General features: G+C 59.0%; 12 protein-coding genes. 4 read left to right on the top strand and 8 right to left on the bottom strand.

From position 1 onward, the window contains the following. Window positions 1–43 precede the first annotated feature (43 nt). Window positions 44–1,465 (top strand): amidase family protein, encoded by a 1,422-nt coding sequence (locus tag QNI81_RS05265; RefSeq protein ID WP_283967603.1) that lies wholly within the window; start codon window positions 44–46, stop codon window positions 1,463–1,465. A gap of 124 nt (window positions 1,466–1,589) precedes the next feature. Here QNI81_RS05265 and QNI81_RS05260 read toward each other — a convergent pair whose 3' ends face one another. Next, on the bottom strand, window positions 1,590–2,345 hold the full coding sequence (locus QNI81_RS05260; RefSeq protein ID WP_114961289.1) for an NAD kinase: 756 nt from the start codon (window positions 2,343–2,345) through the stop codon (window positions 1,590–1,592). A 175-nt stretch (window positions 2,346–2,520) separates the two neighbouring features. On the opposite strand from QNI81_RS05260, the gene glyA reads away from it, so the two are divergent. Then, window positions 2,521–3,816 (top strand): serine hydroxymethyltransferase, encoded by a 1,296-nt coding sequence (gene glyA, locus QNI81_RS05255; RefSeq protein ID WP_283967602.1) that lies wholly within the window; start codon window positions 2,521–2,523, stop codon window positions 3,814–3,816. A gap of 89 nt (window positions 3,817–3,905) precedes the next feature. On the opposite strand, the gene QNI81_RS05250 is transcribed toward glyA, so the two are convergent. The 3 genes from QNI81_RS05250 to QNI81_RS05240 all read right to left on the bottom strand — a co-directional run bounded on the left by QNI81_RS05250 (window position 3,906) and on the right by QNI81_RS05240 (window position 5,655). Beyond that, on the bottom strand, window positions 3,906–4,193 hold the full coding sequence (locus QNI81_RS05250) for a YiaA/YiaB family inner membrane protein (protein WP_065325980.1): 288 nt from the start codon (window positions 4,191–4,193) through the stop codon (window positions 3,906–3,908). Window positions 4,194–4,283: 90 nt separating this feature from the next. Then, the gene (locus QNI81_RS05245) at window positions 4,284–4,964 is read right to left on the bottom strand and encodes a PspA/IM30 family protein (protein WP_283967601.1); all 681 of its coding nucleotides are present in this window, start codon (window positions 4,962–4,964) and stop codon (window positions 4,284–4,286) included. 94 nt (window positions 4,965–5,058) lie between these two features. Then, window positions 5,059–5,655, bottom strand: a complete 597-nt coding sequence (locus QNI81_RS05240; RefSeq protein ID WP_283967867.1) for a TetR/AcrR family transcriptional regulator — start codon at window positions 5,653–5,655, stop codon at window positions 5,059–5,061. A gap of 146 nt (window positions 5,656–5,801) precedes the next feature. On the opposite strand from QNI81_RS05240, the gene QNI81_RS05235 reads away from it, so the two are divergent. Continuing rightward, a complete protein-coding gene (locus QNI81_RS05235; protein ID WP_283967600.1) occupies window positions 5,802–6,731 on the top strand; it encodes a DUF817 domain-containing protein in 930 nt (309 codons plus the stop codon). On the opposite strand, the gene QNI81_RS05230 is transcribed toward QNI81_RS05235, so the two are convergent. Both QNI81_RS05230 and QNI81_RS05225 read right to left on the bottom strand, forming a co-directional pair. Beyond that, complete coding sequence (locus QNI81_RS05230) at window positions 6,685–7,050, bottom strand: hypothetical protein (protein ID WP_283967599.1); 366 nt, start codon at window positions 7,048–7,050, stop codon at window positions 6,685–6,687. The two genes, QNI81_RS05235 and QNI81_RS05230, sit on opposite strands and share 47 nt — an antisense overlap. Window positions 7,051–7,339: 289 nt before the next feature. Further along, window positions 7,340–7,813 (bottom strand): cupin domain-containing protein, encoded by a 474-nt coding sequence (locus QNI81_RS05225; RefSeq protein ID WP_283967598.1) that lies wholly within the window; start codon window positions 7,811–7,813, stop codon window positions 7,340–7,342. 238 nt (window positions 7,814–8,051) lie between these two features. Between QNI81_RS05225 and QNI81_RS05220 the strand changes: the two genes are divergently transcribed. Continuing rightward, entirely contained in the window at window positions 8,052–8,810 is a 759-nt protein-coding gene (locus QNI81_RS05220) for an alpha/beta fold hydrolase (RefSeq protein WP_283967597.1), read from the top strand. An 81-nt stretch (window positions 8,811–8,891) separates the two neighbouring features. Here QNI81_RS05220 and QNI81_RS05215 read toward each other — a convergent pair whose 3' ends face one another. Both QNI81_RS05215 and QNI81_RS05210 read right to left on the bottom strand, forming a co-directional pair. Next, entirely contained in the window at window positions 8,892–9,779 is an 888-nt protein-coding gene (locus QNI81_RS05215; RefSeq protein ID WP_126136801.1) for a DNA adenine methylase, read from the bottom strand. A 141-nt stretch (window positions 9,780–9,920) separates the two neighbouring features. Further along, window positions 9,921–12,857, bottom strand: coding sequence for an HYR domain-containing protein (locus QNI81_RS05210; RefSeq protein ID WP_283967596.1), 2,937 nt, complete (start codon window positions 12,855–12,857; stop codon window positions 9,921–9,923). Window positions 12,858–13,026: the final 169 nt, after the last annotated feature.

Below are 13,026 nucleotides of genomic sequence, written 5' to 3'. Positions count from 1 at the left end.
TCCGTGATGGCGCACTAGTCTCCCGATCAAGGAGATTGTTAACATGTCAAATCAAGAGCTTTGGCGCCTGAGCGCAGATGAATTATCCCCCTTGACCCGCAGTGGCGAGATCCGCCCCAGCGAGGCGGTTGCCTCCGCATTGGCGCGTATGGATGCGGTGAACCCGGCCCTCAACGCGGTGGTTGAGGATCTGCGGGATGAGGCGCTTGCACGGGCCGAGGTTCTGGACAGCACGCCAGAGCCCGCGCGCGGACCCTTGCATGGTGTGCCTGTGACGATCAAAATCAACGTGGACCAGACCGGCCACGCCACTTCCAACGGCATTCCCGCGCTCAAGGATCTGATCGCACCAGATGATGCCCCGGTGGTGCAAAATCTGGAACGTGCGGGCGCGGTTGTGATCGGACGCACCAACACGCCGGAGTTTTCCTTCCGCGCAGACACCGACAATCCGCTGTACGGGCGCACTCACAACCCTTGGGGGCAGCATATCTCTCCCGGCGGTTCTTCGGGTGGCGGCGGTGCCGCAGTCATCGCCGGGATCGGCCCACTGGCGCATGGCAATGACATCGGCGGCTCCCTGCGCTTTCCCGCGGCCGCCAATGGCGCGGTCACAGTCAAGCCGGGCTTTGGCCGCGTGCCAGCGTGGAACCCCAGCCAAAAAGCCGAACGCGGATTGTTGGCGCAACTGATGAGCGTGCAGGGTCTGATGACCCGGTCGGCGCGCGACCTGCATCTCGCCATGCCCGCGATGGTCGCACCGGATGTGCGTGACCCCTTCCATGCGCCGGTCCCATGGCAAGGCCCGAAACCCGATGCTCCGATTAAAGTGGCCTTCACCCGCAACACCCATGGCTATGATCTGCACCCGGAGGTCGAAGCCGCTCTGCTGGCGGCCCGCGACGCCTTGTCAGATGCAGGTTATATCGTCGAGGAGGTCGAGCCCCCCAATGTGTTTGAGGCCGGGCGCACCGGCTACCGCGCACTCATGGGCGAAGTCCATACACTCATGAAATCGGATGTCGATGCTGTTGGGTCCGAGGTGATCCGCACCATGTTCGACACTTATTTTCAGGAATTCCCACCTTTCCTCGGCGAAGACCTCCTCAAGATGTACGCCAAACGCAGCCACTACGCCCGTCAGTGGGCGATGTTCATGGCGGACTACCCGCTGGTGCTGACGCCTTTCCTGCCGCATCCGTTCTTTGCGCCGGATCGTGACCGCGAAGGCGTTGAGGGCGCGCATGATGTCCTCGGCTGTGCGGTCTATTCTTACGCCATGAACTATATGGGTCTGCCCGCCGCCTGCGTACCGTCCCGGCTGGCGCAACTGCCCAAAGGCCCACAACCCATCAACGTGCAGATCGTGGCCCAACGCTGGCGCGAGGATATGGCCGTGGACGCCGCCATCGCCATCGAGGATCGCATCGGCCAGATGGCTCCGCTGTTGTGGGAGCGGATGTGACACAGGGGCCCGCCCCTCTGCCCTTCATCTTTTCGTAAAATACCTCCGCCGGAGGCATCGGCCCCGGACCAAAAGGTCCGGGGCTAAACATGTCGCGCGCCAGCGCGCCCGCTTAGACGCGATCTCAGTTGAACTGCTCGGAGATCAGCCGCTCTTCCAGCCCATGTCCGGGATCAAACAGGATCTTATGGCTGATCCCGCGCTCCGTCTGAATTTCGACCCAATCGATTTCCTTGAACGACACCGAATCCGCTTCCGCCATCACAGGCCGCTTGGCCGCATCGATCACGTCAAACCGCACTGTCGCACCACTTGGCAGCAATGCTCCGCGCCAGCGCCGCGGGCGAAAGGCTGCAATCGCGGTCAGGGCCAGTACATCCGCCCCGATCGGCAGGATCGGACCGTGGGCTGAGAAATTATAGGCGGTGGAGCCCGCCGGCGTGGACACCAGTGCTCCATCGCAGACCAGCTCCGCCATACGCTGGCGTCCATCCACCGAGATCTTCAACTTGGCCGCCTGCGGTCCCTGCCGCAACAGCGAGACCTCGTTGATCGCCATTGCCTCATGCAATTTGCCCGCACGATCTTTTGCGTGCATCCGAAGAGGGTGGATGATTTCCTCATTGGCAGCCTCCAGCCGCTCCAGAAGCTCCCCCTCACCATAAGAGTTCATCAAGAACCCAACCGTGCCGCGGTTCATCCCGTAAATCGGAATATTCAGATTCACAGTGTCCCGCAACGTGTGCAGCATAAAGCCATCGCCACCCAGGGCGACGATCACATCCGCCGCCTCCACCGCGACAGAGCCGTAGCGCTTGCTCAGCACTTGAAGAGCCGTCTGCGCCAAAGGGGCCTCGCTGGCCAGAAATGCGATTCTCATATGGCGCGATCCTGTTTCCGGTAGGGTCCAAACGGTTCCGAAACAAGCACAGGTTTTCCCCGTTGACCAGAGTTGCCGTTCACCTGATGCGTTTCGTCGCTTTACAGCCTTTCAGATCTGTGAAGTTTCCTATAGGAAATCTCGCAAATATCAGCCCCAACCAGACGGAGCCAACATGACTGACGCGACCCGCGACCCCGGTTTCTTCACCCAAAGCCTCTCGGAACGTGATCCCGAGCTTTTCGGCGCAATCACAGACGAGCTGGGCCGCCAGCGCGATGAGATCGAACTGATCGCTTCCGAGAACATCGTCTCCGCCGCTGTCATGGAAGCACAGGGCTCTGTGCTGACCAACAAATACGCCGAAGGCTATCCGGGCCGTCGCTATTACGGCGGCTGCCAATATGTCGACGTGGCGGAAAACCTTGCCATCGACCGTGCCAAGCAGCTGTTCAACTGCGAATTTGCCAATGTGCAGCCGAACTCTGGCAGCCAGGCCAACCAAGGCGTGTTTCAGGCGTTGATCAAGCCCGGCGACACCATCCTCGGCATGGATCTCGCATCCGGCGGTCACCTGACCCATGGTGCCGCGCCGAACCAGTCCGGCAAATGGTTTAACGCGGTTCACTACGGCGTGCGCGAATCCGATTGCCTGATCGACTACGATCAAATTCAGGCGCTCGCGACCAAACACCAGCCCAAGCTGATCATCGCCGGTGGCTCCGCCATCCCGCGTCAGATCGACTTTGCCAAGTTCCGCGAAATCGCTGACAGCGTCGGCGCATATCTGATGGTCGACATGGCGCATTTTGCCGGTCTCGTGGCCGCAGGCGAGCACCCCTCGCCCTTCCCCTATGCGGATGTCGCCACCACCACCACGCACAAAACCCTGCGCGGTCCGCGCGGTGGTATGATCCTGACCAACAACCCCGATATCGCCAAGAAGGTGAACTCCGCCATCTTCCCCGGTATTCAGGGTGGTCCTCTGATGCATGTGATCGCAGGCAAGGCGGCCGCGTTCGGCGAAGCGCTGAAGCCTGAGTTCAAATCCTACCAAAAGCAGGTGCGTGCAAACGCGGTTGCGCTGGCGGATGAGCTGATCAAGGGCGGGCTGGACATTGTGACCGGTGGCACCGACACCCATGTGATGCTGGTGGACCTGCGTCCCAAGGGCGTGACCGGCAACATCGTCGACAAGGCACTGGGGCGCGCGCATATCACCACCAACAAGAACGGCATCCCGTTCGACCCGGAAAAGCCCACCGTGACCTCCGGCATTCGTCTGGGCACCCCGGCAGGCACCACCCGTGGTTTTGGCGAGTCTGAGTTCCGCGAAATCGCGCAGTTGATTGTCGAAGTGGTCGACGGTCTGGCTGCCAACGGCGAAGACGGCAACAGCGCGGTTGAAGAAGCGGTGCGCGGCAAAGTCGCGGCATTGTGCGCCCGTTTCCCGCTCTACCCGAACCTCTGATCGATCCCCACTACGGGTAAAAATCAAACCGCCGCGCCAAATAGCGCGGCGGTTTTTTTGTTGTCTGATCGCATGATCCAGGAGGGAACTTACCCCTCGGACGTCGGCTCTTTCAGCGCGTCTTCCAGCATGCGCTCGTTGCGAATGTCTTCAATGCGGCGAATACGGTCTTCGCTCTGGCGAATGTCAAAGCGGTACTTCACCACGTTAATGAGGCTCAGGGTCAGCAGAAGGATACCCATCCCCCAATACCCTTTGGTCGACAGCGGCACATCGGTCGAGAGCCAGAGCGAAATGCCGAGCATCCCATAAGCGATGACGACGCCAGCAATGTTGAGGTTGGTGATCAGGGCGTTTTCGTTGCGCATGTTAGACATAAGTTAGGTCCTTTGATTTGAAATTAGTCAGGTAAAACCGGGCGTTTGCCCATATGAAGTGGGGCGTCTTTGCCCCGGAGAGATTTCAGGTCAGCTGTCGGATTTCAGACGGCTCAGCACATCATTGGCAGTGCTGCGGGTGGCCGCGCCAAAGCCCGCGTCTGACAGTTGGTCTGCAACGGAATGGGGCGTCAGGCCGGTTTCAATCTCGTTGAGGATTTCCGAGGCCTCAAAGGGATCTTCCTGCCCCAGCACCTCCTGAATAAGCTCTGCCGCCTCATCCATTGGCCGCCCGTGGAGCGCCCGTCCAAGAGAGGCCTGCGCGCGATGCTCGCCCCGCACGGCTTTGGCGGCGATGGCCCCCTGACGCAGGTCGATCAAACGGCGGCTGGCGGTGTCCACGGATTGGCGCAGACGCAGAATGCGGGCTTCCAGTCGCGCTTGTGTCTCCTGACGCAAGCGACGTTCGTTCTCCATCTCGGCGATGGCGGCTGCGGCGGTTGTCGCCAGATCGTCGCGCCCATCTGCCAGTGCGGCTTTGGCGCGGAGGGTCAGATCATTGATCCGCGTTGTCAGCGTTGCAATCTGACGCCCTTCGGCGCGTTCCTTCTGGATCAGGCTGACCAATGTGGATTTGGCCGACTTCAGATCATCATTGGCCTGGGCGATCTTTTCCTCGATCAACTCGATGGAAAATTGCTGGCGCACTTGGGTCTCGGCGCGGCGGTTTGCACCGACCATCAGGGTTTTGAGCGTTGAGAACACGATCATTCCTCCATTCGTGAACATCGTTCATATGGAGGATGTACGGCATTCCTGAACGCCGTTCAAGAATAAAAATGAACAATGTTCACAAAGGTAGGGTTTACCTTACCGTCAGCTGTGACAGCACCAGTGCAATCATGCGCCGGATCTCTTGCGGGGGCACGCCAGAGATGCGGTTTTCCAATCCCAGCAGCACAATGCCATGCACAGAGGAAAACAGCGCCCGCACGGTCAACGCCTGCTGCGCACGGGGCTGATCGGGAAACAGCTCGGCCACCGGGCCGGCAATATGTTGAAACAGGCGATCAAGTGCGGTGCGATACCAATCGGGCACCGCCCCGTCTGCTGGCAGCTCCAGATCGAACAAAGCGCGCCACAGGCGATTGTTGGCGCTGGCAAAGTCCAGATAGGCCTCGCTCATCCGGATCAGCCGTTCACTGGCGGCGGCGCCCTGTGATGCGGCAACGGCGGCCTCGACCTCTGCCCCGAGGCGCTGAAATGTGCGCCCGTTTACTGCCATAACCAAGGCTGTCATATCGTCAAAGGCGTTGTAGATCGCCCCCACCGCGCAGCCTGCATCCTTGGCCAGATCCCGCGCCCTGAGCGATGTCACGCCTGCGTCGCGAATACGCGCCTCTGCTGCATTCACCAGCTTCTCACGAAGGTCCGCCCTGCGCTGCTCTGCCTTTGTTGTCATCTTACCCATCCGATTTCTTGAACCGCGTTCACGCTACATCCGTCTATAGGCCGCATGTCCCCCCAAATGCAAATCCCGGCTTCAAAGACCCTCCGCGCGTCAAAAGCACATAGACTTCAAGTCCGTTTTGCAGTCATTTCGCTCATATGACCCAGCAGACACCCCATCCGCCCGCCAGCGTCACCCGCACACGCCGCCTTGAGCGCGCCCTTGGGGACTGGATGCGCGCGCGGCTGCCGCATTATCTGTCGGAATTCGTGATGTTCACCCTGAAACAGGGCTGGGCTGCGATCTTTGGTATCCTGCTTTTGGGTGGGCTGTTGATCTCCAGTCGCATCTGGCAAGCGGACTGGGCATTGGCGCGCTATGATGCGCTTTTGATCTATGCGCTGGGGCTTCAGGCGGTGTTTCTGGCCACTGGCATGGAAAGCTGGCGCGAGGTGCGGGTAATCCTGTTGTTTCACCTCACCGGCACGATCATGGAAATCTTCAAGGTCGATGCCGGCAGTTGGGCCTATCCCGGTGATGGTCTGGCGAAACTCTGGGGTGTGCCGTTGTTCTCGGGTTTTATGTATGCCTCGGTGGGATCCTATATGGCGCGAGTGATCCGCCTGTTTGACATGCGCTTTGCCCCCTACCCGCCGCTCTGGATGGCAACGGGCGTTGCGGTGGCGATCTATGTGAATTTCTTCAGCCACCATTTCCTGCCCGATATCAGGCTGGCCTTGTTTGTTGCCACGGTGGTGATTTTTATCCGCACCCGGATCTGGTTCTACATCGGCGGCCATGCCTATTGGATGCCACTGCCACTGGCGGCCTTCCTGTCTAGTTTCTTCCTCTGGGTGGCGGAAAACGTCGGCACCCGCACGCGCACATGGCTCTATGCCGGGCAAGACAGTGACCACTGGGTCAGCCTGGCCAAAATGGGCAGCTGGTATCTGCTGTTATATGTGAGTTTTGTCACCGTCACCCTGGTGGTGCGCGACGCGCTCTCACACGCGCCTTACCGCCCGGTCGGGTCACACGGGATCAGACGAACCCCCGCCAGCGCAGCACGACCACCAGAAGCGCTATGACGCACAATACGGCAAAGGCAGAGGTGGCGGCGATATCCAGAAGGCGCCCCTTGCGCCTGTCCTTGAGGTCGAGCTCAGCAAGATAAGCCCGCAGGCGACGCGTTTTCTTGACCAGTCGGTCTTCGTCCAGCGCCGCAGCCAGACGTGGATGGGCAAAGCTCTCCTCAGCAGATACAAGATCATCCGCCGCTTTGCGTAACCGATGCGGCAAATGACGCCGGGCACGGCGCAAACTCTCCGAGAGCTCACCCGAGAGTTTCAACCGCTTTTCCAGCAACGCGCGAAGTTGACCCAACTCACTCTCAAGTGTTTCGCTCATGGGGAGAAGTCCTTAACGGCAACGCTACAGCAGGCGTGACCATAGCGGCAGCCTTGCATGATCTCAATGGCCAGGCTGGTAGTGGAACGCATACTGCGTGCGTACGATGACGAATGGGATCGGCTGTCCCCCCCTGACATGGTCGAAGGCTCACTCAAGTAATGCAAACTTGGCGCATAAATCCATGAAGGTGGTGGGGCCTGTGTTATCTGATGCTGCTTTTCACACCACAGACCGCAACACTCAGGCAAACTGCCTTACGCCCTTTCTATAGCTGCAAAATATCTCTTTAGTCCGTTTGATAAGGGGTATCAGCAGGAGATCCAGCATGATCCGTCCAGCGGCGGTTCCCGCTCTCCCTGTCGAAGTGCAAAATGCGGTTGTGATCGGGATAGGTCACAACGTCACGCGGAGACCTCGTACCAATCACAAGATACCGAACCTCTGTGCCACTGTTGTTTTGCATACAATGTCCGACTGGATCACCGGCTTTGAATGTTGCGGCGTCGCCCGGACGCATAACGACGCTGTCGTCGCCTTCGTGAAGAGTGACCTCGCCTTCAAATACATAAACCATCTCGTCCTCCCCCGCATGCCAGTGCTTAACAGACGAAGAAGACCCCGGAGGCAGGATTTCTTCAAAAGCACCAAACTGCGTCAAGCCCCCGCTGTCGCTAAACAAAAGCGCTCGGTATGGACCACACGGATCCCCTTTGCCATCACTGCTGTCGGTTTTGGCGGTTTCCTTGCTGAACACTGGCATCACAGTTTGTCCCGAAATAGTTTTGTCTTCGACAGTATTATCATCTGCAACTTAGGTTCATATGCTTTGCTGTTGGAGTAGGTGATTTCCCTTTCCCAGTAGATTGTCCATATCTGCAGCATTGCGTGATCAGGTTTTGCTCTAGACACAATTCCAGAGGTCGCTTGATCGGCCTGCACGCAAGAGCCATGCACGGTTGGGGGCTGACACCGTCGCTTGTTGTGGCTATCACCGCGGTATGTTGAACACGATCCTACATGGCACCCCGACGGACCAACCACCTCTGTTAATTGCGCATGGCCTCTATGGCTCCGGGCGCAACTGGGGGGTGATTGCCAAGCGGCTTTCGGACGAACGGCGGGTGTTTGCCGTGGATATGCGCAACCACGGCCTCAGTCCACAGACGGAGAGCCACACCTATGTCGATCTGGCCGAGGACCTGGCAGAGGTGATCGCCACCCATGGCGGTCGCATGGATGTGGTGGGACATTCCATGGGCGGCAAGGCGGCGATGGTACTGGCACTCAACCACCCGGAGGCCGTGAACCGTCTGGTGGTCGCCGATATTGCGCCGGTGAGTTACCAGCACACACAGGCGCATTTCATCACCGCCATGCGCAGTGTGGATCTGTCGCGCGTGACACGCCGTTCGGACGCGCAAGAACAGCTGGCAGAGGCTGGCGTGGACGCAATGTTGCAGAGCTTTTTCACCCAGTCCCTTGATGTGGAAAACAAATGCTGGCGGTTGAACCTCGACACATTGGAGCGCGAGATGCCGCATATCCTGTCGTTTCCGGAGATTGAAACCCATTGGGACGGCGCGGCCTTGTTCCTGACCGGGGCCAATTCGGAATACGTGCTGGCAGAACACCGCGGCCGTATCAAATCGCTGTTTCCGGGCGCTCGCTTTGCCAAGATCCCCGGTGCAGGCCATTGGCTGCACGCCGAAAAACCGCGTGAGTTCGAAGCTACGGTACGCAGCTTCCTGAACGCGTGATCGCGGCACCGGTATTGGGGGCGCTGCCCCCGGCCCTTTGGGGGCCTCCCCCGGGATATTTGGGGTTAGAAGAGGCGAGGGTCAGTAGGTGAGGAGCAACCGGTCCCGCACCACCTCTGTCTCCATCCGCTGACCGCTCATCTGGAAACGCTTTAGCATTGACTGGCCCATATTGACGAGGATCTCGCGGTCAAACAGCCCCCGTGGGATTGGAATATCGCAGTAGATATCGCCGGATTTCTTGGTACCGTCGATTGACATGGCCACCCGCACCCCGCGCGCTTTGCAGGCTGCGATCGTGGCGAAGAGTTCTTCGAGCCGAAACGCCTGCGCACCGTAAAGGATGGTTTGCGAATGCGCATAGGGCGGATCGCAGTAGATCACGTCGCCTGCCCGCGCCTGCGCCATGGCGGCACGGTAATCCAGACAAGCGAAACGCGCGCCTGACATGCGGTCGTGCCACATCTCGACCCGTTCCGCGAATTTATGCGGCTTCATCACCGGATGGCTGCCGCAGGGCGTGGACATATAGCCATCCTTGCGCCGAAAGCGCACCACACCGCCGTAGCAGGCACGGCACAGGAACAGGAAATCCGCACCATTGGGAGCAGCGTTATAGCGCGCTTTGATCGCCTCATATGTGGCGACGCGGTCGCCCGCCATAAAGCTCTGATAGCGGGTCTGATACCAGCGATTGAGACGATCCGGATCGTCGTGCAAGGCCTGCCAGATGTCGATGAGCGGGGCATAGATATCAGAGCCCACCGCACGATGCGGGCGCAGGTTTGCCATCACGCCGCCTGCCCCGAGAAATGGTTCGAAATAAGTGCCGTAGTCTTTTGGCAAATGCGCCACGATCTCATGGGCGAAGCGCTGTTTGTTGCCGACCCATTTGAGCAGTTGCGTCTTGAAGGGCGGTGGTGGGCTGGGATCGCTCACCCGCGGCAAATCCGTGGTTTCAGATGTCATCCGCGCCCTCTGGTCTAACGCATGGGTTTGCGGAGAAATACGCGATCTCTTCGCAACCTGCCAGAGCGATGAGGGCAAGTGCAAAACATCAAAGAAAAAAGAGGCCACTCTCGTGGCCTCTTTTTTAGGGTTGAGCGCTGGTCAGAAGCGCAGGCTGTAGTCGATGGTCAGGCCGAAATCCTTATAGCCGTCGCTGCCAAGCCCATCGTAGCGCGCGGAGATGGCGAAACGACTACCGCTGGCCCATTGATAGCGGACACCAAGGTTCACTTTGGCCCGCCAGCCCGTATAGGCTGGGATTACCGTTTCAGCGACGGCTGTCCCACTGGTGGCAGACCATACCCCGGCCAGACCACCGGTCAGTTCGGCCATAGCGTCGCCTCCGGTTGCGAAAGGACGTGCAAAACCCACACCGAAGGTCGCCTGTCGCAGATGGATTTTCTGCGCGCCAATGGTGTTGCCGAGGCTGTCGATATAGGCTTCTTGCTCCTCATTGGCATATGCGGCGTCCACATAGGGGGTGAAGGTGGTCTCGCCATGTTCCACCTCACCGGCAAGACGCAGTTGGGCCAGCATGCGAGTGGTGTCGAAATCATCCTCATAGGTACCAAAGGGCGAGATGGTGTTGGCCGATTGCCCGTAGAGGACGCGTGCCTCCAGATAAAGCGCCTGATCCGAGAGTTGCGCGACCGCGTACGGACCTGCCAGCCAGCCAGTCCCTTCGATACGGCGCGCCCCTTCGTCCTGATTGAGGTGGTCGAATTGCAGCATCGCCCCCAGCAAGAACCGGTCACTGACATTCAGATGGCCACCGACGGCACCAAACGCATAGCGTGTCTCAGATTGGTCTTCTTCGCTCCAACTGCCTTGCAGGCGGAACCAAATTGGCAGGCCGGACCGAGAGGTCAGGTTGAAGTCACCCGCGCCTCGGGTGACATGTGCCTGCATTGCCCCCGCCCCCGCATCAGAGTGCGATAGAAAGCCGATCAATTCTGGTTGGTTGGCGATCAGTTGGTTGGCGCGAGTATAGAGGAACCCGGCGATCTGCTCCTGTGTTTCGACAATCGTGCGATCGTCAATGCGCAAGATATTGGATGCGGTGGTTGCGTTTCCTGCGGCATCTTCTGCGGCACCTGCAGGGATCTGCACGGTTATCGCACCGGAACCGGAGGCACGCAATTGCGCGATGTAATCGGTGCCCGACCCTGAAACAGACAGCACTCTTGCATTTTGGGTCACGATGTCTGACGTCGCAAAGCCCGTCACCGCTTCACTAAAAGTCACGGTGATTGCAAAACTCTCCTGCGCGCCGATGCCATCACTTGGCCCGCCGCTCAACACCACATCGGGGGATGTCGTGTCCACCGTCACAGTCGCGGTCGCCGAGGCACCACCACCGCTTGTGGAGGCCACTGCGGTGACGGACCCACTGGGCTGAGCAGAGGCAGATGTTGCAGAATAAGTCCCGGTGGTGACAGCATAGCTGCGGGCAGAATCTGCAGTTGAGGATTGCGCTGAGCCTGAGGCCGTCGTCTCCACCGATGTGCCATCGGGGAATGTCACCGTGACCGTCGCACCGGATTGCGCCGTTCCGCTCACTGTCACGGTTTTATCTGAATTGATGGTCACGTCGCTGATGGTTGGCGGCGGCGGCGGCGTCCCGTCCAGAACCGTCACGGTAAAGGACACTTGAGTGGCATCATTGCCCGCTGCATCACTGGCATCCATTGTCACAGTGGTTTCGCCAATCGGGAAGTCATAAGCCCCGGTCAGAACGGTGCTGCCAACCCGGTAGGTGATCGACAGGCTGCCAGAGACATTGTCACTCACAGACCCAAGCGCAGTAACATCCAAAGACACGGTGCTCTCGCCCGATGCGGTTGTGGCGCTTTGATCTTCTGGAGGGGTCAATACCGGCGCGGTGCCATCATCGACAGTCACGGTGAATGAGACCTGGGTGGCAGCATTACCGGCCGCATCGCTGGCGTCCATTGTCACCGTGGTGACACCGATCGGGAAATCATAAGTTCCGCTCAGGACCATGTCGCCGGCCTGATAGGTGATCTCGACCTCTGTATCGACATCATCGCTCACCGAGCCCAGCCCGGTAACATCCAGCGAAGCCGTATCCTCTCCGGACGCGGCGGTTGCGGACTGGTTGGACGGCGGCGTCAACACTGGCGCGGTGCCATCGGAAACTTTCACGATAAAGGACACCTGGGTGGCATTATTGCCCGCTGCATCACTGGCGTCCATTGTCACAGTGGTTTCGCCAATCGGGAAGTCATAAGCCCCGGTCAAAACGGTGCTGCCAACCCGGTAGGTGACCGCAACGCTGGTGTCATAATTGTCGGAAACCGAACCCAAAGCGGTCACATCCAAAGAGACTGCGCTGGCACCGGTGGCCGCTATCGCAGTCTGTTGTGCGGGTGCAGTCAGGACAGGTGCTGTTCCATCCGCCACGGTCACGGTGAATGAGACCTGCGTGGCATCGTTGCCCGCCGCATCAGTGGCATCCAGTGTCACCGTAGTTTCACCGATTGGGAAATCATGTGCTCCGCTCAGGACCGTGCTGCCGACCTGATAGGTGATTGCGAGATCATCATCGACATTGTCGCTTACGGAGCCGAGGTCTGTGACGTCAACAGACACGCTATTGTCGCCAGATGCCGCGGTGGCCGTCTGGTTTGTGGGTGCGGTAAGGACAGGGGTTTCATCATCTGAAACCCGCACAATAAAGCTCACTTGCGTGGCATCGTTCCCCGCCTCATCGCTAGCGTCCATCGTCACGGTGGTGTCGCCTAGCGGAAAATCATGCGCGCCGGTCAGTGTGGTACTGCCGATCTTATAGATAATGGCAACCGTGCTGTCGCGATTATCACTCGCCGACCCGAGCGACGTCACATCTAACGACGCCGTTGCCTTACCTGTATCGGTGCCAAGGTTACGAGTTGTCGGTGCGGTCAGCACGGGGGCTGTGTTATCTGCGGTAACCAAGGAGCTGCGTGCGGTCGAGAATTCATAGCTCCCTGCATCCATATAACTGGTTTCTTGAAGCAGATCGAAACTAATGCCCATGTAGGTGTCGTCATCAAACGACGTTACCGCACCAGTTTGTGTAAAGTTGCTAATGTTGGAAACATCCGTATCTAAGCACCCAGCGAGTTCGGTCGCTGATATCGGGCTATATGATGTATCCAAGTATCCACCTGAGCTATGATATGCACCGCCAGATACTTGAGTCGTC

The organism is Tritonibacter sp. AK171 (assembly GCF_030127025.1).
Taxonomy (GTDB): Bacteria; Pseudomonadota; Alphaproteobacteria; order Rhodobacterales; family Rhodobacteraceae; genus Epibacterium; species Epibacterium mobile.
The sequence above is the reverse complement of the archived record's forward strand: the minus strand, read 5'-3'. Positions and strand labels throughout refer to the sequence as shown.